The organism is Mycobacterium sp. NPDC006124, from assembly GCF_040614235.1.
Classification (GTDB): domain Bacteria; phylum Actinomycetota; class Actinomycetes; order Mycobacteriales; family Mycobacteriaceae; genus Mycobacterium.
Window position 1 is genome coordinate 12,073 of sequence record NZ_JBEXUA010000003.1, and the last position, 22,083, is coordinate 34,155.

Annotated in this window: 19 protein-coding genes; 8 read left to right on the forward strand and 11 right to left on the reverse strand. The window is 68.5% G+C overall.

The features are described from left to right. The first annotated feature begins 105 nt into the window (after positions 1-105). Genes ABZ195_RS06960 through ABZ195_RS06975 form a run of 4 tightly spaced genes read left to right on the forward strand, consistent with a single transcriptional unit; the run spans position 106 to position 6,771 of the window. Positions 106-1,059 carry a YafY family protein gene (locus tag ABZ195_RS06960; protein ID WP_355216151.1) on the forward strand — a complete coding sequence of 318 codons (954 nt, stop codon included), beginning with the start codon at positions 106-108 and terminating at the stop codon, positions 1,057-1,059. A 56-nt stretch (positions 1,060-1,115) separates the two neighbouring features. Next, positions 1,116-5,243, forward strand: a complete 4,128-nt coding sequence (locus tag ABZ195_RS06965) for an NEW3 domain-containing protein (protein WP_355216153.1) — start codon at positions 1,116-1,118, stop codon at positions 5,241-5,243. Then, complete coding sequence (locus ABZ195_RS06970; RefSeq protein WP_355216155.1) at positions 5,240-5,854, forward strand: malonyl CoA-ACP transacylase; 615 nt, start codon at positions 5,240-5,242, stop codon at positions 5,852-5,854. Before ABZ195_RS06965 ends, ABZ195_RS06970 begins: the two co-directional genes overlap by 4 nt. After that, on the forward strand, positions 5,854-6,771 hold the full coding sequence (locus ABZ195_RS06975; protein ID WP_355216157.1) for an ROK family protein: 918 nt from the start codon (positions 5,854-5,856) through the stop codon (positions 6,769-6,771). The genes ABZ195_RS06970 and ABZ195_RS06975 overlap by 1 nt, the downstream gene beginning before the upstream one ends. Here the strand turns inward: ABZ195_RS06975 and ABZ195_RS06980 are convergent. The 3 genes from ABZ195_RS06980 to ABZ195_RS06990 are packed head-to-tail and all read right to left on the reverse strand — an operon-like array spanning position 6,755 to position 10,373. Continuing rightward, positions 6,755-8,284: a bifunctional 3-(3-hydroxy-phenyl)propionate/3-hydroxycinnamic acid hydroxylase gene (locus tag ABZ195_RS06980; RefSeq protein ID WP_355216159.1), complete on the reverse strand. Its 1,530-nt coding sequence runs from the start codon at positions 8,282-8,284 to the stop codon at positions 6,755-6,757. The two genes, ABZ195_RS06975 and ABZ195_RS06980, sit on opposite strands and share 17 nt — an antisense overlap. 32 nt (positions 8,285-8,316) lie before the next feature. Then, a complete protein-coding gene (locus ABZ195_RS06985; RefSeq protein WP_355216161.1) occupies positions 8,317-9,255 on the reverse strand; it encodes a fumarylacetoacetate hydrolase family protein in 939 nt (312 codons plus the stop codon). Next, the gene (locus tag ABZ195_RS06990; RefSeq protein ID WP_355216163.1) at positions 9,252-10,373 is read right to left on the reverse strand and encodes a VOC family protein; all 1,122 of its coding nucleotides are present in this window, start codon (positions 10,371-10,373) and stop codon (positions 9,252-9,254) included. Before ABZ195_RS06990 ends, ABZ195_RS06985 begins: the two co-directional genes overlap by 4 nt. A gap of 138 nt (positions 10,374-10,511) precedes the next feature. On the opposite strand from ABZ195_RS06990, the gene ABZ195_RS06995 reads away from it, so the two are divergent. Next, complete coding sequence (locus tag ABZ195_RS06995) at positions 10,512-11,174, forward strand: TetR/AcrR family transcriptional regulator (protein ID WP_355216165.1); 663 nt, start codon at positions 10,512-10,514, stop codon at positions 11,172-11,174. 10 nt (positions 11,175-11,184) lie between these two features. Here ABZ195_RS06995 and ABZ195_RS07000 read toward each other — a convergent pair whose 3' ends face one another. The 7 genes from ABZ195_RS07000 to ABZ195_RS07030 all read right to left on the reverse strand — a co-directional run bounded on the left by ABZ195_RS07000 (position 11,185) and on the right by ABZ195_RS07030 (position 18,249). Then, positions 11,185-11,379 (reverse strand): ferredoxin, encoded by a 195-nt coding sequence (locus ABZ195_RS07000; protein WP_355216167.1) that lies wholly within the window; start codon positions 11,377-11,379, stop codon positions 11,185-11,187. A 13-nt stretch (positions 11,380-11,392) separates the two neighbouring features. Further along, a complete protein-coding gene (locus ABZ195_RS07005; protein WP_355216995.1) occupies positions 11,393-12,541 on the reverse strand; it encodes a cytochrome P450 in 1,149 nt (382 codons plus the stop codon). Between the two features lie 144 nt (positions 12,542-12,685). Beyond that, the gene (locus tag ABZ195_RS07010; protein WP_355216169.1) at positions 12,686-13,951 is read right to left on the reverse strand and encodes a DUF4032 domain-containing protein; all 1,266 of its coding nucleotides are present in this window, start codon (positions 13,949-13,951) and stop codon (positions 12,686-12,688) included. A gap of 14 nt (positions 13,952-13,965) precedes the next feature. Beyond that, positions 13,966-15,174: a sn-glycerol-3-phosphate ABC transporter ATP-binding protein UgpC gene (gene ugpC, locus ABZ195_RS07015; protein WP_355216171.1), complete on the reverse strand. Its 1,209-nt coding sequence runs from the start codon at positions 15,172-15,174 to the stop codon at positions 13,966-13,968. 2 nt (positions 15,175-15,176) lie between these two features. Beyond that, positions 15,177-16,010: a carbohydrate ABC transporter permease gene (locus ABZ195_RS07020; protein ID WP_355216173.1), complete on the reverse strand. Its 834-nt coding sequence runs from the start codon at positions 16,008-16,010 to the stop codon at positions 15,177-15,179. Beyond that, positions 16,007-16,942, reverse strand: coding sequence for a sugar ABC transporter permease (locus ABZ195_RS07025; protein WP_355216175.1), 936 nt, complete (start codon positions 16,940-16,942; stop codon positions 16,007-16,009). The genes ABZ195_RS07020 and ABZ195_RS07025 overlap by 4 nt, the downstream gene beginning before the upstream one ends. After that, positions 16,939-18,249, reverse strand: coding sequence for an extracellular solute-binding protein (locus tag ABZ195_RS07030; RefSeq protein WP_355216177.1), 1,311 nt, complete (start codon positions 18,247-18,249; stop codon positions 16,939-16,941). The genes ABZ195_RS07025 and ABZ195_RS07030 overlap by 4 nt, the downstream gene beginning before the upstream one ends. Positions 18,250-18,475: 226 nt before the next feature. Between ABZ195_RS07030 and ABZ195_RS07035 the strand changes: the two genes are divergently transcribed. Then, complete coding sequence (locus tag ABZ195_RS07035) at positions 18,476-20,119, forward strand: glycoside hydrolase family 13 protein (protein ID WP_355216179.1); 1,644 nt, start codon at positions 18,476-18,478, stop codon at positions 20,117-20,119. Here the strand turns inward: ABZ195_RS07035 and ABZ195_RS07040 are convergent, their stop codons facing one another. After that, positions 20,120-20,542 carry a hypothetical protein gene (locus ABZ195_RS07040; RefSeq protein WP_355216180.1) on the reverse strand — a complete coding sequence of 141 codons (423 nt, stop codon included), beginning with the start codon at positions 20,540-20,542 and terminating at the stop codon, positions 20,120-20,122. It lies immediately after the preceding gene. Between the two features lie 484 nt (positions 20,543-21,026). Here ABZ195_RS07040 and rplJ point away from each other — a divergent pair, with 484 nt between their 5' ends. Next, complete coding sequence (gene rplJ, locus ABZ195_RS07045; protein WP_355216182.1) at positions 21,027-21,617, forward strand: 50S ribosomal protein L10; 591 nt, start codon at positions 21,027-21,029, stop codon at positions 21,615-21,617. Between the two features lie 46 nt (positions 21,618-21,663). Further along, positions 21,664-22,053 (forward strand): 50S ribosomal protein L7/L12, encoded by a 390-nt coding sequence (rplL, locus tag ABZ195_RS07050; protein WP_355216184.1) that lies wholly within the window; start codon positions 21,664-21,666, stop codon positions 22,051-22,053. Positions 22,054-22,083: the final 30 nt, after the last annotated feature.

The window sequence follows — 22,083 nt, forward strand, 5'->3', positions numbered from 1 at the left end:
TGCGAGCGACGCTACAACAATTTGTTGAAGCCGTCTCAACAATCTGTTGAACCTTGCGGGCCCTTTAGGACTGTTTCCGTCCTATGGCTGAGGCACACTCGACTCGTGTCCGAGACGACCAGCCGCGTGCTTCAGCTCCTCGGCCTGCTGCAGTCCCGCCGGGTGTGGGGCGGGGAGGAACTCGCCGAGCGCCTCGGGGTGACGGGCCGCAGCGTCCGCCGTGACGTCGAACGTCTGCGGGAACTCGGGTATCCGGTGCATGCCAGCAAGGGACACGGCGGCGGCTATCAGCTGGGTGCGGGCGCGGCCCTGCCGCCGCTGCTGCTCGACCCCGACGAGGCCGTCGCGATGGCCGTCAGCCTGCGGGTCGCCGCCGGGGGCAGCGTCGCGGGCGTCGGCGAGTCCGCGCTGCGCGCGCTGACCAAACTCGACCAGGTGATGCCGGCGCGGCTGCGGTCACAGGTGGCCGCGGTCCACGATGCCACGACGACACTGATTCCCGGCCAGACCGACGAACTCGTCGACCCCGACGTGCTGATGACCCTGGCCCGCGCCTGCCGCGACCGTGAACACGTCGCGGCCGCCTACGTCGACCGCGGTGGCACGACGACCGACCGCCGCGTCGAGCCCTATCAGCTGGTGACCACCGGCCGGCGCTGGTACCTGCTGTGCTTCGACCGCGATCGCGACGACTGGCGCAGTCTGCGCCTGGACCGGATGTCCAACGTCGCCGCCCGCGGCACCACCTTCACGTCGCGGGAGGCGCCCGACGCCGCCCAGTACGTGCGACGCGCCATCACCGCCTCTCCGTATCGCTACGTCGCCCGAGTGCGGTATCTCGCATCGAAGGACGTTGTCGCCCAGTGCTTCTCGGATGCCTCCGCCGAGATCGAGGCCGACGGACCGAGCGCGTGCATCTTGACTGCCGGGGCCGACGATCCCGAGCGCATGGTGCCGTGGTTGGCGATGCCCGGCGTCGAGTTCGAGGTGCTCGAGCCGCCCGAGGTGGCCGCCGCGGTGCGTGCCGTGGCCGAACGGCTGTTGCGCGCGGTGCGCTGAACGCGGAGTGTCGAGTACTCCCGCGGGGAGATGTGGTGCGCACGTAGGGTGGCGGGATGCACGTCACCTCGGCGGAGTCGACGGAGCTGTTCACCGGCCCGGCCGACGAACCACTCCAGGTGGTGCGGGTGTCCTACCGCTTCTGCTCCCACGAGACGCCGGTGCGGGTCGAGGGCCCGGGGTTGCACACCGAGGGCGACGCGACGGCACTTCCGCGCGGACGGCACGTGGAGGTGTCGGTCCGCGTCGCCAATCCGGTGGTCGGCGAACGGCGGCGCGCACAGGTGGTGGCCGGCCGAAGCACCACCGAATTCGACTTCGTCGTCGCCGAAGCCGGGTGGACGATGCACATGGTCAGCCACTTCCACTACGACCCGGTGTGGTGGAACACCCAGGCCGCCTACACCAGCGTGTGGACCGAGGACCCGCCCGGACGCTGCCGGCAGACCAACGGTTTCGAACTCGTCACCGCCCACCTCGAAATGGCGCGACGAGAGCCCGAGTACAAGTTCGTCTTGGCCGAGGTCGACTATCTCAAGCCGTACTGGGACACCAATCCCGAGGATCGCGACGACCTGCGCCGGCTGATCGCCCTCGGTCGGGTCGAAATCATGGGCGGCACCTACAACGAGCCCAACACCAACCTCACCAGCCCCGAGACCGCGATCCGGAACTTCGTGCACGGCATCGGCTTTCAACGCGACGTCATGGGCGCCGATCCGGCGACGGCCTGGCAACTCGACGTCTTCGGCCATGACCCCCAGTTCCCGGGGATGGCCGCCGACGCGGGGTTGACGTCGAGCTCGTGGGCCCGCGGCCCGTTCCACCAGTGGGGGCCGATGGCCGACGGCGGCGACGCCGGGCGAATGCAATTCGCCAGCGAGTTCGAGTGGATGGCGCCCTCGGGGCGGGGACTGCTGACCCACTACATGCCCGCGCACTACGCCGCCGGCTGGTGGATGGACTCCTCGGCCTCCCTCGAGGACGCCGAACGGGCCACCTACGAGCTGTTCTCGAAGATGAAGAAGGTCGCGCTGACCCGCAACGTGCTGCTGCCCGTGGGCACCGACTACACCCCACCCAACAAGTGGGTCACCGACATTCACCGGGACTGGAACGCCCGCTACACCTGGCCCAGGTTCGCGTGCGCGCTGCCGAGCGAGTTCTTCACCGCGGTGCGTACAGAACTCGACTCCCGCGGCATCGCACCGTCGCCCCAGACCCGTGACATGAACCCGATCTACACCGGCAAGGACGTGTCCTACGTCGACACCAAGCAGGGCAACCGGGCCGCCGAGAACGTCGTTCTGCAGGCGGAGCGATTCGCGGTGTTCGCCGGGTTGCTCTCCGGCGCAGCGTATCCCGAGCCGGCGTTGGCGAAGGCGTGGGTGCAGCTGGCCTACGGCGCCCACCACGACGCGATCACCGGCTCGGAATCCGACCAGGTGTACCTCGACCTGGTGACCAGCTGGCGCGACGCCTGGCAGCTCGGCACCGAGGTCCGAGACGCCGCCCTGCGCCTGCTCTCGAGCGCAGTCGACGCCTCGGTGGTGGTGTGGAATTCGTTGGCGCACGACCGGACCGACGTCGTCACCGTTCGCCTGGCGGAGCCCTTCACGGGCGCGGTCGTCGATGCCGACGGCGCACCGGTGGACGTGCTGATCGAACACGACCGGCACTCGGTCAGTTGGCTGGCCCGCGACGTGCCGTCGCTCGGGTGGCGGTCCTACCGCATCGTCGACGGCGGCGGTGCCTCGGAGTGGGAACCGTTGCCGGGAGACGCGATTGGCAACGAGTTCTGTCGACTGCGGGTCGACGCCGCCCGGGGTGGGGGAGTGAGCTCGCTGACCGTGAACGGTCGGGAGCGGATGGCCGCGGGACGCGTCGGCAACGAGCTCGCCGTCTACGACGAGTACTCCGCGCATCCCAAGGCCGGTGAGGGGCCCTGGCACCTGTTGCCCAAGGGACCCGTCACGACGTCCGCGGGAGCGCCCGCCATCTCGATGCAGCGGTACCGATGCGCGCTCGGCGAGCGGATCGTCGTCACCGGCCGCGTCAAGAATCTGCTGCGCTACACCCAGACGATCACGCTGTGGCAGGGGGTCGACCGCGTCGACTGCCGCACCACCGTCGACGAGTTCACCGGCGAGGACCGCATGCTGCGGCTGCGCTGGCCGTGCCCCGTCCCGGGTGCGATGCCCGTCAGCGAGGTCGGAGACGCGGTGATCGGCCGCGGCTTCGGGTTGACCCACGACCGTGGCGCCATCAAAGCCGTTGACAGCGGCAAGTTTCCGTCCACCCTGGACAACCCGGCGTACGGGTGGTTCGGCCTGTCGTCGGCGGTGCGGGTGCGGTTCACCGGATCCGACACCGCGGTGCGGGCGATCTCGGTGGCCGAGGTGATCTCCCCGGGCGGCGACGCGGACCCGGTGGTGCGCGATCTGATGGTGGCCCTCGCCCGGGCCGGCGTCACCGCCACCTGCAGCGACGCCGCGGCACCGCGATACGGTGACCTGACCGTGGACTCCAACCTGCCCGACGTCCGGATCTGTGTCGGCGGACCCGACGTCAACGCGTTCGCGACCACCGTCCTTGGCGGGGCGCTCCCCGTCGCCGCACGCACGTGGGTACCGGCGGCGCGGCCGCTCAAGGACGTCTGGGTGCCGGGTGCCGACCTGCGCGACGTCCACGCCCTGCCGACGCTGATCGTCGACCTGGCCGAGACGACCGCGCTGATCGAGGATCTCGCCGACGCCGAGATCGTGGTCGAGCAGCACGCACCCGAGGATCTCGAGGACTTCGAGGACTTCACCGTCGCGGTGTTCAACCGCGGCGTCCCCAGCTTCGCCGTCGACGTCGACGGAACGCTGCACAGCTCGCTGATGCGGTCATGCACCGGCTGGCCGTCGGGGACGTGGATCGACCCGCCGCGGCGTACCGCACCCGACGGCTCCAACTTTCAACTTCAGCACTGGACGCACACCTTCGACTACGCCGTCGCCTGCGGCGGCGGTGACTGGCGTGACGTCGGCATTCCCTCGCGCAGTGCGGAATTCGGTCAGCCCCTTCTCGCCGTGACAGCCGAGCACGACCCGACCTCCGGAGGTCTGCCACCGTGGGGATCCCTGCTCGAGGTCGAACCCGCGCGTGACGTCGCCCTCGGGGCTCTGAAGGTGCTCGGCAATCCGACCGCCCGCGGCAGCGGCCGGCGGGTACACGCCGAGGACGGCATCGCGCTGCGGTTGGTCGAGACGCGTGGCGCGACCGCGGACGTCGTGATCCGGTCGGGACTTCGCACGGTCACCTCGCCCCGTCGACTCGACCTGCTCGAGGAGCCGCTGGCAGACCAGTCGGCCGGCCTCGCCATGCACGGGTTCGAGATCGCGACGTTCGGCGCTCAGCTGAACCTGCCTCGCGTCCTGGACGCCGAGGACGTGGTGCTGGGACCGGATGCCGAAGCGGCGCAACCGCTCTTCGCCAGGTACTGGTTGCACAACCGCGGCCCGGCTCCGCTCGGCGGCCTGCCCGCCGTCGCCCATCTGCATCCGCACCAACTCGCCGTCGACGCCGACGACTCGATCCGTCTGCAGCTCACCGCGGTCAGCGACGTGACCGACGTGGCGCTGCACGGCAAGGTGCGGCTCATCGCCGCCCCCGGCTGGTCGGTGGAGATGGACGAACTCCCGTTCGTGCTGCCGCCCGGGGACTTCCTGGAGTCGATCGTCGACCTGACGATGCCAGCCGGAATCCCGCCGGGGCTCTACCCGTTGCGTGCCGAACTGGGGCTGACCGGCAGCGGCATCCCGTCGGCGTGGCGCCAGGTCGTCGACGACGTGTGCGTGATCTCCGTCGGGGCGACCGACGACCGTGTGCTGAAGTTCGTCACCGACCCGGAGCCCGTGGAGGTGGCGGCCGGCAACACCGCCACCCTGAGCGCCACCGTGGGTACCGACGCGTACGCCGACCTGGCCGTCGAGGCGCATCTGATCAGTCCGTGGGGCACGTGGGAGTGGTTGGGGCCCAACGCCATCGGAGCCGATATGGAGGCCAGGGGCACGGTCGACCTGACATTCGACGTCACCCCGCCCCCCTGGCAGGAGCCCGGGGAATGGTGGGCGTTGATCAGGGTGGCCTGCGCGGGAGAGTTGCTGTACTCGCCCGCGGTGAAGGTGGTGGTGCGATGAGCGAACAGGTGGTGGCGACCGTCGGCGACGATGCCGTCCTGGTGGAAGAGGTCGACGCTCGCGAGGACCGGCTGCGGGCCACCCGGCTGGCCAGTGCTCTGCCTCGGCCGGGCACCAGCGAGGGCCGCCAGCTTCGTCGATGGCTGGTGCAGGTGCTGGTGACCGCGCGCGTGGTAGCCGCCGAAGCGGCCCGGGCCGGCGTCACCGCCGTCGACGCGCCGACGGAGGACGATCTGCTGCCCGACGTGCCCGCGCGGCTGGAGATCGGCAGCGTCGCCGCGACTGCGCTCGAGGACGGCCTGGCGCGCGCGGTGTTCGTGCACCGCACATCCGACGTGACCGTCACCGACCGGGAGATCGCGGAGTACCACGCCCGCAACCCACGTCGCTTCGCCCGTCGATCCGTGGGCGTCGGCGGGTGGGCGCCTCGCCCGGAGCAGCCCGCGCTCGACGAAGTCCACGCCGACATCGCCGAACACCTACTGGCCTCGGCTCGACGCCGAGAATTCCGACGCTGGCTCGACGCCCGCCGCGCCGAACTGGTGCACCTGTCGCCCGGCTACGAGCATCCCGGTGACCCCCGCCAACCCGACAACACCCACCAGCACTGATGAGCCCGAGGACGCCAACCCTTGCCCTCGACGTCGGCGGCACGAAGATCGCCGTCGGCCTCGTCGACTCCGACGGCGAGCTGCTGCACCATGCGCAGCTGCCCACGCCGCGCACCGACGCGCAGGCCATCTGGTCGGTCACCGACCAGCTGATCACCGACGCCATGGCCCACGCGGCGCACGGCGTGCGCGGCGTCGGCATCTCCTCGGCGGGGCCGATCGACCTGCCGAACGGCACGGTCAGCCCCATCAACATCACGGCGTGGCAACATTTTCCGATCGTGGAGCGGGTCGCTGCCGCGACCGGCCTGCCCGTTCGTCTCGGCGGCGACGGGCTGTGCATGGCGATGGGGGAGCGGTGGCGTGGCGCCGGCCGCGACGCCGAGTTCCTGATGGGCATGGTGGTCTCGACCGGCATCGGCGGTGGCCTGGTGCTCGACGGCGCCCCGTACGACGGCCGGACCGGCAACGCCGGGCACGTGGGTCACGTCGTCGTCGAACCAGACGGCGACCTCTGCACGTGCGGCGGGCACGGGTGCGCCGAGACCGTCGCGGCAGGACCGCACCTCGCGCGCTGGGCCCGCGCCAACGGATGGGTCGCGCCGCCGGAGGCCGACGCGAAGGAACTCGCCGACGCTGCCAACGCCGGTGATCCGGTGGCGTTGCGCGCCTTCGACCGCGGGGCGAATGCGATCGCCCGGATGATCGCCTCAGTCGCGGCGGTGTGCGATCTCGACCTGGTCGTGATCGGCGGTGGCGTCGCGAAATCCGGTGCGCTGCTGTTCGATCCGCTGCGCACGGCGCTGGGACACTACGCCGGGTTGAGCTTCATCAAGGACCTGCGGGTGCTGCCAGCCGAGCTTGGCGGGGAGGCGGGACTGGTCGGAACGGCGGCGCTGTTCAACAGCTCGCCCTGAGCGATTCGCCGAAATCGGGTGTCGACGCGAGCAGATCCGTGGGTCGTCTGGCCGTGGCCATCACGGTGCGGTCCGGTCGGACCAGCGCAGCGGTGGTGCGACCCCGGCGGAGCCACCGCGCGAGATCGGAGCCGTGGGCGGCGACATGGACGGTGACGCCGCGTCTTTCGGCCTGCGCTCGTTGCCCGGCGGTGAGCGGCGCCGCGGTGACGATCGCGAAGCCCTTCCCCAGCACGTCGTCCACGCGGCGACCGTCGGGCAGCGTCGGGTTGGGGCACAGCGTTCCGGTCAGCGACCACGGACCCACCCGGCGTCCCACCAGGGCGGACCGGTGCAGCGCGGGGGTCTTCGAGCTCGTGATCCGCGCGCGGACGCCGGGAATCAGTCCCAGCCGCGGGACGACCACGCGCCGAAGCATGCTGCCCACCTCGCCCCCTGCGGTCATGGCCCGCCCGACTGCCAGCGCGAGGCGGATCATGGCTCGCGCGTGCGGCCGTCGCTCCTGCTGGTAGCTGTCGAGGACGTTCGGTGGCAGCTCGCCCCGCAGCACTCCGGCCAGCTTCCAGGCCAGGTTGTCGGCATCGCGGAGTCCGGCGCCCATGCCCTGACCGATGAAGGGTGGGGTGAGATGAGCGGCGTCACCGAGGATGAAGACGTTGCCGCGCCGCCACCGGTCGGCGATCTGAGCACGGAAGGTGTACTCGGCGACGCGGATCAACCTCAGCCGCTCGGTCGGAACGCCTCGGGTCCACGGCTCGATGAACGGTGCGACGGCGGCGAGGTCGGCGAACTGATCGACAGACTCGCCCTCGAGAAGCTGGAATTCCCAACGATATCGGGTGGAGCCCACGCGCATGTAGGTTGCCGCGCGTTCGGGGTCGCACACCTGATGGACGCCCTCCCACTGCTGCAGATCGGCGTCGGAGTCGACGTCGACCACCAGCCAGCGTTGGTCGAAGTGCAGGTCGTCCATGGTCGAGCCGATCGCCGTGCGGACGAAGCTGTTGGCGCCGTCGCAGCCGAGCACGAAGCCGGCGTCCACCGTCGTCGGGGCGCCAGAGGCGTCGCGGTAGGTGACCCGAACGCGGTCGCCGACCTGCTCGACGCCCGTCACGTCGACGCCGCCGCGTAAGTCCACGCATCGGTGGGCCAGCAGTTCGGCGCGCAGGATCTCCTCGAACTCGGGCTGGTCGAACATGTTGGCCTGCGGATGACCGTTGGCGCTGGGGGCGGTGTCGCGGCGGAACTCGGCGAGCACGCGGTGGTCGCGGTCGCGCAACTGCAGTCCGTGTGCGGGCCGCGAGATGGCCGCGAACTTCTCGGCGAGCCCCATCCGCGCGACCACGCGGCAGACCTCGTCGTCCATGTGGACCGCGCGGGGCTGCGGGTAGACCCCGGCCCAACGGTCGAGCACCAAGGTCTTGATTCCGCACTGCGCCAACAGGATCGACACCGTGGCGCCGGTGGGTCCGGCGCCGACGACGACGACGGGTGCCTGGTCGGGTGATGTCACGGATCGGCGCTACGTCAGCCGGGGCCGGCCGGTCACGAGTAGACGACCTTCATGCGCTGAGCGCCGAGATCGATCGAGCCGTCGTCGGTGGCGATGCTGGCCTCCACGACGTCACCGTGCTGGAGATACTTCTGGTTGCCGGCCTGACGCTTGAAGAAGGCCTTCCACTTCACCGCAGGTGGGAGCAGGGCCCCGATCATCTCGACCGGCTTCGGGGGAGCGCTCAGCGCGGTGCCAGCCGGCGTGCCGGTCAGCACGAGATCGCCGGGGGAGAGGTCTTGGAAGCGGGTCAGCGACTGCAGCGCCGCCAGCGGCCGGTAGAGCATGTCGCCCTCGACGACCGCGTTCTGCCGTTCATCCCCGCTGACGCTCAACCTCAGTCGCAGATCGCCGAAGCGGGTCATCTCGGCGGAGTCGAGGAGCACCAATTCGGGGCCGACCGGGGTGAAGGTGGGGTAGGACTTCGCCTCGTAGAACTGCGTCTGCGGGAGCTGAATGTCGCGTGCCGACACGTCGTTGGTGATCACCAGGCCCGCGACGTAGTCGGCGAGGGTCGCGTCGGTGACGGCGGTGCCCACCGGCATGTCACGGCCGATGACGAGGCCGATCTCTACCTCGTAGTCGAGGAACCGGACGTGCTGAGGCTTGACGACGTCGTCGAACGGACCGCTGATCGAGGCGGAGGACTTCCGGAAGAACGTCAGCGGGACGGTTTTGGGGTCCATGCCCGAATCCTTGACGTGGGACTCGAAATTGGTCATTTGGGCGACGACGCGGCAGGGCCGCGTGACCGGCGAGAGCAGTGTCAGCCCGTCGACGTCGACGGACTCGGTGGCCGACACGGCGGCGGTGATCGCCGAGCGGTCGGCGAGCAGCTCGCCGGTGGTGACGGCGTCGGTGGCGATCTTGGTGGCGCGGTCGGCGGACTTGACCCACCAGGCGTCGGCGGTGCGGATGACGGAAGTGCTCACGAGCGGGCAACTTTCAGTAGGCCGATGAGGCGGTGGACGTCGAATTCGTTGCGACGGGGCAGCGCGTTGATGATGGACACGGCCTCGGCGCGCGCCCCGCGGGCACTGGTGCCGAGGAAGTCGCCGCTCACCGGTGGACCCCATTGGGCGAGTCCGCTGGCGGTGAACGGCGCCCAGCCGGGTTCGAGGGTGGCGTCGAACATGTCGCCGTCGGCGAAGTGCTCGACGAGGAACCCGTCGGGGTCGCGCCAATAGTCGAACAGCTGGCTGCCCTGGATGTGGCGGCCGATGCCCCAGGATCGGAAGTAACCCCGCTCGCGGAGGTATTCGCCGCCGGCGGCGAGCGCGTCGAGGTCGCTGACCTGAAAGGCGGAGTGCACGTAGCGATCCGCCGGACCCAATGCCATGGCCAGCGTGTGGTGGTCGGCGAGCTCGGTGCCGCGGTCACAGCGGATGAAGCTCATGGTGGGTCCGCGCTCACGTTGGCCCGGGAAGTACAGGAAGTCGCTGACGATCATCCCGAGGTTCTCCAGGTACCAGTTCAGGGCGGCGCGGTACCTGGTGGACTGCAGCACGACGTGCCCGAGTCGCTGCACCCGCGCCGGGCTGCGCGGTGCGCGCTGGGTGGCGTTGGCGCGCAGGACGTCGTGGCCGGCGTTGACGAAAAGTGGCTCCTGTGATGGCAATTCGGGCAGGTCGTGGGTGCCGGCGACGACGCGCACCGGGATGCCGCTGGGGTCGACCAGCCGTACCTGGGTCCCGCCGAGCTCGTCGGGCAGGGGTTGCGTCGTCGTCCCGGTCTTGGCGGCGAGGCGACGGACGTCGGCTTCGTCGGAGGCGCGGAAGGCGATCCCGGTGAAGCGAGACCGCTCGCCACGGCGCAGCACGACGCATGGCGAGCCTGAGTCGGTGCCTCGCAGGTGGACTTCGTCCGGACCCCGTGAGGAGGTCTGGAATCCGAACGCGCGCGCGAACGCCTCGGCGCGCACCAGATCGGGCTTCTCGAATTCGAGCCAGGCGATGTCGCGGATCTTGATCGTGGGATTGAGTGCGCGGCCGGGGTGCTCGCCGCGTGCGGCACCCTGCTCGCTGTGCAGTTCGCTGTGGCTGTTGGCCATGAGCGGACGCGCTCCTCTCGTTGTAACTGATGAAATCGTCACATACGACGCAACGATCAGTCAAGCATATTGACGATATCCTCAGAAGTGAGTCGCCTGGTACATTCGAGCCTCCTCCGACAAGACGGCGAGGTAGTGATGGAGAAGTCGGCCGATTCGGGCGTCAACCGGGTGCAACGACGCAAGCAGCGCACCCGGGCGGCCCTGATCAGCGCGGCGCAGGGTTTCATCGCCGACGGCAAGCTCAACGTGCCGGTTCTGGACATCACCCAGGCCGCCGACGTCGGGATGGGTTCGTTCTACAACCACTTCGACAGCAAGGAAGAACTCTTCGCCGCTGCCGTCGGCGATGCGCTCGACGCCCATGGCGCGCTGCTGGACGTCCTGACCGCCGACGTCGACGACCCCGCAGAGACCTTCGCCTGCCGATTTCGGCTCACCGGGCGGCTGTTTCGCCGCCGCCCGCAGGAAAGCCAGATCCTGCTCGCCAACGGCGTCGCCCTGCTGACGTCCGACCGCGGACTGGCCCCGCGCGCGCTTCGCGACATCGAAGCCGCCGTCGCCGCAGGACGTTTCACCGTCGCGGACCCGCAGTTGGCGCTCGCCATGGCCGGCGGTGCGATCATGGGCCTGGGCGCGTTGCTGGCCAAGGATCCCAGCCGGGACGACGGGCACGCGGCCGACTCCGTCACCGCGGACGTGCTGCGGCTGTTCGGCATGTCGGCCGCCGACGCGGCCGACGTCTGTGGTCGATCGCTGCCCGACCTGGATGCCATCGCCCCGGCTCATCCGGCGGCCTGAGCGAAGTCGACTATTCGGCCCGCAGAGCGGCGACTGGGCAGACGTCGACCGCCTCGCGCGCCGCGGCGATCTCGTCGTCGGGCACCTCGGCGTCGGCGAAGGCGTTGACCAGTTCCCCGTCGTCGTCGAAGGAGAAGGCCGCCGGGGCGGCCTGGGTGCACAGTCCGTGACCTTCACACCGGTCGTGGTCGACGATGACTCGCATGACGTGATCCCTTCTAGGCCGGGACCAGCTCGAGGGGCAGCCGGTCGTAGCGATGGATGATGTTGTTGACCGCCCAGGTCGGCCGACCGGTCAGCTCGATGTGCCGCACCTGGGCGGCGAGCTCGCGCAAGATGGCCGCCGACTCCAACCGGGCGAGGCCCTGACCCGCGCAGCCGTGGGTGCCGTACCCGAAGCCCAAGTGGCGGTTGACGTCTCGGGTGATGTCGAACGCATCGGGCTGGTCCCATTCACGTTCGTCGCGGTTCGCCGAGGCGTAGACGACGAGCACCCGTGAGCCACGTGGGATCTGGAGGCCCCCCACCTCGGCGTCGATGACGACCTTCCGCGAGAACGCCCGCAACGGCGACTCCAGGCGGACGACCTCGTTGACGGCGTTGGCCACCAGGGACGGGTCGTCGCGCAGCGCCTGCCACTGATCGGGATGCTGGGCGAAGAGGTGCAGCGCCGAGCTGATGGCGCTGATCGTGGTGTCCAGCGACGGCGCCAAGTAGTCGATCATCAGTGCCGAGCACTCCGAGTGGGGCAGCGCCCCGTCGTCGGCCGCGCGCAGCACGTCGTCTCCCATGCTGCCGGGCAGCACGCTGCGATCCCGGACGACGCGGCGCGAGAAGCGCAGCATCGACAGGACGGCCGGGGACGTGCGCAGCCACTGGCGGTTGAGGGGACCCAGGGAATCGAATGTCGCACCTGCCCAAGTCAGCAAGTGCTCGCGGCCCTCCTCGGGCCACCCCACCAGATCCGGCACGATCGCGAGGGGGAGCGCCGCGGCGATGTCGCGCACGCCGTCGACGTGCCGCCGCGACACGGCGGCCTGGACGACCGCCCGGGCCTGCGAATCGACGGCGTCGCCCATCGACCGCAGTGCCTTGGGGGTGAGGCGATGCGCGAGCAGCCGGCGGCGTCGCTCGTGGTCGGCCCCGTCGCTGTTGAGCGTCGTCCCGCGGGACAAGCGATTGGTCAGCGGGTTGAGTGCGACGCCGCGTCCGGAGGCGAAGTTGGCGTCGTCGCGCAACACTGCCTTGCACTCGGCGTACCGCGGCAGGGCGTAGACCCGTTGGCGGCTCAACCACACCACCGACCCCAGCTCGCGGAGCCGGGCGTAATGCGGATAGGGATCACGAATGCCACTGCGGGAGAACATGTCCGGCCGATAGACCGGGGCATGGGCGGAGTTTCCCACGGCATGCTCCTCCCTCGAATGTCCGGCGCGTACGGTCCCCACCAAAGCAAAGAATGACGAATTCGTCAAGTATGACTGAGTCTGGCAAGGAGCCTGCGCTGGTGGTCAGTCCGTCTCGTCGAGCACCGAGAACGGCTCGGTCGGCGTCTCCACCACCATCAACTGCGCGGCCGAGTCGTTCGGCACGACCGCCTCGGCCAATGCCACCAGCGCCCGCTCGGTGCCCACGTCGCGTCCGGCCCGTTCCGAGAGCAGCCATCGCACCTCCAGCAGATCGCAGTAGGCCTGAATTGCCGTACCCCGGCGCCCGACGGCGGCGTGCGCCCGGGCCATCGTCGGCCGGACCAGCTCCATGACCCACAGCTGGGCAGCCGTCGGAAGGTCGACGTCATGGCCGGCCTCACCACACAACTGCGCCTGGTAGGCATGCAGATCACCCAGCAGATGGGTCGCCTGGCCCTCGCCGACGTCGATGCCGGCCAGCTCGCGCAGTTGGGTGGCATGGTAATTGCGATCTCCCACTGCCACTTTCAGCCGCAGCTGGTCACCACCCACCTCGGCGTGGCGCAGCGACACCTCGTCGACGGCGAAGCCCAGTTCGTTGAGCTTGCGGATGCGCCGCTGGACCCGAAGGCGGTCGGCGTAACCGAACACCGGCTCGTCGTGGAGCAGGTCCCATAGACCGACGTAGCGGGTCCGCAGGCTCAGCGCCTCCCCGACGAGTTGATCCCGCAACGCCGTGCCGCCGTCGATCCGAGCCGCGATGTCCATCAATCCGGCCGCGACGTTCTCGACCATCACGTCGACGTCGAGGTCACGCTGGCCGTCGGACAGGTGCGGGTGCACCTCGCTGGTCTCCGCGTCCACGAGCGAGGCCTGCAGCACCTGGCCGTCCCGGGAGAACAGCGTGTTGGCCAGCGAGCAGTCGCCCCAGAACACCCCGCGCCGGTGCAATTCCACCAAGAGCGAGGCCATCCCGTCGAGCAACCGGGACCGTTGCTTGGGTGCCTCAGGCGGCAACCGGAGGAACAGCCGTCGGTACTGCCACGACCCCTCCAGATAACGGGTCAGCAGGATCGAGGAGTCGAAGTCGGGTTGCCTGACGAGGCCCGCCCGCCGCACCGCGTTGAGATGCAAATCCTCGATGCGGCCCAACGCGTCGTACTCGCGGACCGCGATGCGTGGCGGCAACTCCTTGAGCGCCCACAGCGCGCCGTCGCACTCGACGAACTTGACCAGATGCCGACTGGGCCCGACGGCCATGTCGCGCAACGGCACCTGGGGTGTCGACCACTCGACGAGCGGCCGTTCCCACGGCAGGCCCAAGAGGCCTGGAGAGGGGGTCCGCAGCCGCAACTCCGGCGCGGCCACGACGTGACCTTCGGTCAGCCCGCAGCGGCGGCGTGGCGACCCGAGGTGTCGCTGGTCTCGCCGACGCGGGTCAGGTTGTCACCCGTCGCGGGATCGAACAGGTGAATGCGCTCGGCGTCGAGCCACAACGTCGCCTCGTCGCCGTTGCGTACCCGGCTCAACGGGTCGAGCTCGACGCAAATCTGGGTGCGCATCTGCTCGCTGTCCAGGTCTGCCGCCAAATCGGCCAGCTGCGAGACGATCTCGGCCGGTGCCTCGAACGGCACGAACGCGTACTGCTCGTTGCCCAACCACTCCGTGACGTCGATGGTGACGTCGAAGGTGACACCCCGCTGCTTCTTGCCCGCGTCGACGAACTCCGCGTCCTCGAATGCGCCGGGCCGGACCCCCGCGATGTAGATCTTTCCGTCGTCGACCTCGTCGCGCCATTCGTCGCGCAGCGGGACGTCGACGAACGGCAACTCGATCCTGTCGCCGTTGACGCGCGCCGGTACGAAGTTCATCGGCGGGGAGCCGATGAAGCCGGCGACGAACAGGTTGACAGGCTGGTCGTAGAGCTCACGAGGGCTCGCAATCTGTTGCAACACGCCTTTCTTCAACACCGCGACGCGGTCACCGAGGGTCATGGCCTCGGTTTGGTCATGGGTCACGTAGACGGTCGTGACGCCCAGGCGGCGCTGCAGCCGCAGGATCTCCGTGCGCATCTGGCCGCGCAGCTTGGCGTCGAGATTGCTCAGCGGTTCGTCGAAGAGGAACGCGTCGGCCTGACGCACGATCGCACGACCCATCGCCACGCGCTGCCGCTGACCGCCGGAGAGGTTGGCAGGCTTGCGGTCGAGGTGCTCCCCGAGTTCGAGGGTGGCGGCGGCCTCGGACACCAGCTTGCGGATCTCGTCCTCGGAGTGCTTGCCGGACAACCGCAGTGGAAAGGCGATGTTCTCGAACACCGTGAGGTGCGGGTAGAGCGCATAGTTCTGAAACACCATCGCCAGATTGCGATCGCGGGGGGCCTTGTCGTTGACGCGGGTGTCGCCGATGAGCATGTCCCCGGAGGTGATGTCCTCCAGCCCGACGATCATCCGCAGCAACGTGGACTTTCCGCAGCCCGACGGGCCGACCAGGATCATGAACTCGCCGTCGGCGACGTCGATGCTGACGTCGTTGACGGCGGGGAAGCCGTCACCGTACTTCTTCACGATGTTGCGCATGGTGATCGATGCCATGGTTATCCCTTCACTGCGCCGGAGGTGAGGCCGGCGACGATGCGGCGCTGAAAGACGAGGACGAGGATGACGACGGGGATCGTGACGATCACCGACGCCGCCATGATGTAGGGCACGGGCGACTCGAAGTACGAGGCGCCCTGGAAGAACGCCAGTGCCGCGGGAACCGTGCGGGCACTGTCGGTCGAGGTCAACGAGATCGCGAACAGAAAGTCGTTCCAGCAGAAGAAGAACGTCAGAATCGCGGTGGTGAACACCCCGGGTGCCGCGAGCGGCACGATCACCTTGCGGAACGCCTGCCACGCCGTGGCGCCATCGACCTGGGCGGCGTGCTCCATCTCCCACGGAATCTGCCGGAAGAACGCCGACATGGTCCAGATCGACAGCGGCAGCGCGAAGGTGAGATACGGGATGATCAACCCCAGCCAGGTGTCGTAGATGCCCAGACCGCGCCACATGTCGAACAGCGGGCCGACCAGTGCCGCCTGCGGGAACATCGCGATGCCCAGCGCCAGCGACAGCAGCACCTTCTTGCCCGGGAACTCCAGCCGTGCAATCGCATACGCCGCGAACATCGCGACCACGACGGAGATCAACGTGGCGATGACGGCGATGCCGATCGAGTTGATCAAGGCCCGCGTGAACAGCGGATTGGCGAAGATCTGGGCGAAGTTGTCCAGGGTGAAGGTGCTCGGCAGGAACTGCGGCGTACCAGAGACGATGTCCGACGGCGGCTTGAAGGCCAGGCTGATCATCCACAGCAGCGGCACGAAGCTGTAGAGGACGATCACGATGCCCGCGATGGTCCACCACCGGGCGCTCTTGGCGCTGCTCACTGGTCACCCCTGACTTGGGAGAGATCGGTCTTGAACACCTTGATGTAGATCCACGCGATCACGACGACGGTGATGAACAGCAGCACCGAAATCGCCGATCCCATGCCGAGATTCACCAGCGTCACGTTCTGCCGGTAGGCCAGGAAGGAGATCGTCTCGGTGTTGTTGGCACCGGCAGTCATGACGTACGGGTTGTCGAAGATGCGCCAGGCGTCGAGCGTGCGGAACAGCAACGCCACCATGATCGCGGCCTTCATGTTGGGAAGGGTGATCTTCCACAACCGCTGCCACGCCGTCGCCCCGTCGACCTTGGCGGCCTCCTGCATGTCCTCGGGCACCTGCACCAGGCCCGCCAGCAGCAGCAGCGAGATGAACGGTGTCGTCTTCCAGATCTCGGACAGGCAGATGACGAAGATCGCCGACCAGCGATTGCCGAACCAGTCGAAGTCGGTCAGGTTGAGCCATTGGTTGACGAAGCCCGAGTCGGTGGCGAACGCGTAGCGCCAGATGAAGGCCGACACCACCGTCACGATGCCGTAGGGAATCAGAATCGCGGTGCGCAGCGGACCGCGGCCCCGGATGATGCGCAACATCACGAACGCGAAGCAGAACCCGAGTACCAGTTCGATCGCGACGGTCACGACGGTGATCGCCAGTGTCGTCACGAAGTCGTTCCACCACACCGGGTCGGTCAGGATCACCCCGAAGTTGTTCAACCCGACGAAGGTGCGACCCTGCGGGTCGGTGAGCCGGAAGTTGTACAGCGACAACACCAGTGCGTACCCCAGCGGGTAGGCGGTGACCAGCAGCATCACCACGTACGACGGCAGGGTCAGATAGATGCCGAGGCGTCGCTCACCGCGGACCCGCTCACTGGTGACCTTCTTGGCGGCGCCCTTCTTCTGGACGGGTGCGTCCTGAACCGCGGTCACAACAGCCGCCTTCCCGCCAGCACGTCGGCGACGAACTGATCTGACTCCTCGGGTGTTCGTTCGGTCACCGACGCCGGCGGATGCCAGGTCTGCGTGATCGCGCCCGCAACGTCGGTGTAGTACGGCGTCACCGGACGAGGGCCACCCTCGGCGATCGACTCCCGAATGAGATCGGCGTTCGCATACTTGGCCCGCACCTTGGCATCGTCGTAGGACGCCGCGTACGGCGAGGGTTCACTCTCGTCGAGCATGTACTGAGTGGCCTTCGGCTCGGCGTTGATGCACTCCACCAGCGCGACGGCCTGATCCGGATGCTTCGAGTAGGCGCCGATGCCCAGGTTCGCTCCGCCGAGTGGTGGTGCGCTGGGGCGGTCGGGTGACACCCGGGGATAGCGGGCCCAGCCGATGTCGTCGACGACGGCCTGGTCGAGCGTGCCCGCATCGGCCGCGGTGCGGGCGGCGGCGAGCACGTAGGGCCAGTTCACCATGAACATGCCCTCCGCCGACTGGAACGTCGCGCGGGCCTGCTCCTCGGCGGCGTTGGACAGGTCCACCGGGGCGGCACTCGACCGGGCGAGATTGCCGATGATCTCGGCCGCCTTCTCACCGGCGGGGCTGGCCAGCGACGGCTTGGCGTTGCGACCCGACTCGACGTCCTGGAGCACCTCACCACCGCCGGACAACACCAACGCGTTTATCCAGACCATGTAGCCCTCATAGCGCTGGCCCTGGGACGAGATCTTCTTGCCCTGTCCCACAGCGGCTTTCAGCATGTCGTCCCAGGTGAAGGACGGGCTGGTGGGGTCCACTCCGGCGGCGGCCGCCAGCGACTTGCGGTACCACAGCAGCTGCGCGTTCGACTTGTACGGTGCGCCGAAGAGCTCGTCCTCCCACATCCCGGTCTTCACCGGGGCCGGCAGCATCCCCGCGGTCAGGCGGGCGGTCTCCTCGGCCGTGTAGGGACGCAGGAAACCGGCGTGGGAGAACTCCGCGGTGAACACCACGTCCATGCTCACGACGTCGATCGAGCTGTCCCCGGCCGCCAGGCGCCGCACCATCTGCTCCCGCTGCGCGGTCGCGGTGCTGGGGAGCGACTCGATCCGCACCTGATAGGCGCCACCCGAGGCGTCGGCGCACTGCTGAGCGCGCGTCGCGGACCCGCCGTTGTCCGGCAGGATGTACCACGTCAGCGTCGGGGGACCGCTCTCACTCCCACAGCCGGACAACAGGGTTGCCGCGACCATCGATGCGCTGGCCAGCGCGATTGCCCGTCGTATCGGTGAATGGGCGAACTGAATTCGTGTCATGCATCCTCGTCTGTCGAGCAGCGGCCATCTCAACTTGCACACGAGTGTGGCACACCTCACAGGGAGTTTGGGCCGGTTGCCTATGCTGAACGGTGATGGTCGACGCCGACTCTCGAAAGCCGTTGCAGAACTGAGATTCCCGACCGACCAACGGTGTGGGGGTATCACCGGGCCGCCCACCGGGTAGTCCTCGACGACGTTTGACGCACCCAATACGAGGAGAGCCGTGACACCCGCTGAATCCTGGTGGCAGACCGCCGTCGTCTACCAGGTCTACATCCGCAGCTTCGCCGACGGAAGTGGCGACGGAGTCGGCGACGTCGCCGGCCTGAGGGACCGCCTGCCCTATCTGGCGCGACTCGGCGTCGACGCCATCTGGATCAACCCCTGGTACCCGTCACCGCTCGCCGACGGCGGGTACGACGTGGCCGACTACCGCGACATCGAGCCGCTCTACGGAACCTTGGCCGAGGCCGACCTGGTGATCGCCGAGGCGCACGAGGCCGGCATTCGCGTGCTGCTCGACATCGTGCCCAACCACAGCTCAGATCATCACCGGTGGTTCGTCGCCGCACTGGCAGGCGAACCAAAGGCTCGGCAGCGGTACCACTTTCGTCCCGGCCGGGGCGAGGATGGCGCGCAACCGCCCAACGACTGGCAGAGCGTCTTCGGCGGGTCCGCCTGGACGAGGCTGCCCGACGGCCAGTGGTACCTGCACCTCTTCGCGCCCGGTCAGCCCGACTTCAACTGGGAGAACCCCGAGGTACGTGCCGAGTTCGAAGACGTTCTGGCGTTCTGGTTCGACAAGGGCGTCGACGGCTTCCGCATCGACGTCGCCCATGGATTGGTGAAGGCCGACGGGTTGCCCGACGGCGGTCGCGGCCACGACACCGCCCCGGGGTTGGTCCAGCACAACGAGTCTCATCCCGCCTGGGACCAGGACGGTGTGCACGACATCTATCGGGGATGGCGCAAGGTGGCGAATCGCTATGCGCCCGAACGGATCTTCATCGCCGAGGCGTGGGTGCCGAACAACGAGCGGCTGGCACGCTACTTGCGGCCCGACGAACTGCAGACCGCGTTCCAGTTCGACTTCCTCCGTGCGCCGTGGCGGGCGGAGATTCTGCGGACCGTCGTCGACGACGCCGTGAAGGAGGCGGCCTCCGTCGGCGCCCCGCCGACCTGGGTGCTGTCCAACCACGACGTCACCCGCACCGTCACCCGGTACGCCCGGTCGCAGCCCGACCACCTCATCGAGACCGACTGGGAGCGCACGCGGTGGGCCAAGGAGCCCGCCGACTACGAGACCGGACGGCGGCGCGCTCGCGCGGCCGCGCTACTTCAGTTGGCGCTACCGGGAACGGCCTACGTCTACCAGGGCGAGGAACTGGGTCTGGAGGAGGTCGAGGACCTGCCGAACGACCTCCGCCAAGATCCGATCTGGGAGCAGTCCGGGCACACCGACGTCGGCCGCGACGGCTGCCGGGTGCCCCTGCCGTGGGCGGGCGATGCGGCGCCCTACGGATTCTCGTCCAATCCCGATGCCACGACGTGGCTGCCGCAGCCGTCGACTTGGGCCTCGCGCACCGCGGGCGCTCAGGACCTCGACCCGGACTCGACACTGAACCTGTACCGCCGCGCGCTGTCGGTCCGTAGGTCGACGTGGGTCGACGCCGGTGAGCTGGAGTGGATCGAGACCTCGTCGGACGTCATCGCGTTCCGGCGGGGTGACGCTCAGTGCTGGGTCAACACGGGGAGCACGTCGGTCGACCTGCCGGCCGGGGGCTCGGTGGTGCTGGCATCGACGGCGGGGATCTCCAAGGAACTACCGTCGGACGCGACGGCGTGGCTGACCGCCCCGGGTTCCTGACTAGCTGGTGGCCCACTGCCTCTGCTCGGGGAAGAAGTGCTGAGCAGCGGTGACGACGTGGTGGGTGCGGTGCCGGGTGGGGTCGAGCTCGGTGACGGTCTCGAGCACGGGCGCGATCGAGGGCGGCGGGGTGGGCACCGGGGTGACCGTCGCCGCGTTCGGTTGGGGCATGGCGCGTTCGATGCCGAGGACGTCGCCGATCTCGGCCCATCCGATCCCCGCATCGTGGGCGGCCAGCGCCGCGACCTGCACTGCATGAGACGCGGACTGCAGGTTCTTGCACTCGCGCTTCCACTTGGCGTTGCGCCGAGCGTGGTCGAGTGTGGCCTGCGCTTCGATCAGACGATCCAGCTCCGGGCTGTTTCGAGATGTCGAGCTGACTGCCGCGTTCGCCTCGCGGCGACGCCCCCTGGAACTGTTCATGTGTTTGCCGATCCCCCAATCAGTGAGCCAATGATGGCAGCACCCCACTGCAACCGCAATGCAGAAAGTATTACGTGTTACCTGCAGAGAACGCGGTTGATCCGGCGAACCGGGCGAGCCCCTCGCGTGACGATCCGGGTATCTGAACGTGAGCTGTGAGTAGCTGGACCCGGGCGTTCGCAGCATTCGTCCAGGTTCGGGGTGGCGCCGGGCCTGCGGTGAGCGTCGCCAGTGACCACGCGGCGGCATGCGTTTTGGCTGATCGGCGGGCGGCACGCTATTCTTTGCCTTGTTCCACCGAAGACCGTCGGTCACCGAGAAATCGGTTGAAGGTTCCGGATCCGTCCGGGCGGCCCACGCAGGAGGACGAGGCACCACCGTTGGCTAGCATCAGCGGATTCTCACGCCCCGGCCGCACTGCGCCCGGGGCGTTCGTCATTTCCGGGACTAGACCGACGGACCCACACCTAGATAGGAGGCATGCATGGCCAAAGCTGAAAAGGCCACCGCCGTTGCCGACATCGCCGAGCAGTTCAAGGAGGCGACCGCCACGGTCGTCACCGAGTATCGCGGCCTCTCCGTGGCCAACCTTGCGGATCTGCGCAAGTCGCTCGGAAACGGCGCGACCTACTCGGTCGCCAAGAACACCCTGGTGAAGCGTGCCGCGTCCGAGGCAGGTGTGACGGGTCTCGACGAGCTGTTCACCGGCCCGACCGCCATCGCATTCATCAAGGGTGAGCCCGTCGATGCCGCCAAGGCAATCAAGACGTTCGCCAAGGACAACAAGGCCCTGATCATCAAGGGCGGCTACATGGACGGCAAGGCGCTGTCCGTGGACGAGGTCAACCGCATCGCGGACCTCGAGTCGCGCGAGGTGCTGCTGGCCAAGCTGGCCGGCGCGATGAAGGCCAAGACCAGTCAGGCCGCGGCGCTCTTCGCGGCCCCGGCGTCGCAGGTCGCCCGTCTCGTCTTCGCGCTGCAGGAGAAGAGGGAAGCCGCCGAAGGTGCCCCCGCCGCTCCCGCCGCCGAGGTTGCAGACGACGCAGCAGTAGAAGCACCGGCAGACGCCGAATAACCACCACCCACCAGAATCACGCAAGAAATCTAGGAAGGACCACACAATGGCCAAGCTCAGCACTGAAGACCTGCTCGACGCGTTCAAGGAACTGACCCTGCTCGAACTCTCGGAGTTCGTGAAGGCGTTCGAGGAGACCTTCGACGTCACCGCGGCCGCCCCGGTCGCCGTTGCCGCCGGCCCCGCCGCCGGTGGCGCCCCCGCCGAGGCCGCCGAGGAGCAGTCGGAATTCGACGTCATCCTCGAAGGTGCCGGCGAGAAGAAGATCGGCGTCATCAAGGTCGTCCGTGAGATCGTCTCGGGCCTGGGCCTCAAGGAGGCCAAGGATCTCGTCGACGGCGCCCCCAAGCCGCTGCTCGAGAAGGTCAACAAGGATCAGGCCGACGATGCCAAGGCCAAGCTCGAGGCCGCTGGCGCCACCGTCACCGTCAAGTAGTAACGACTGCGGAAAGCCGCCCGGGATCCT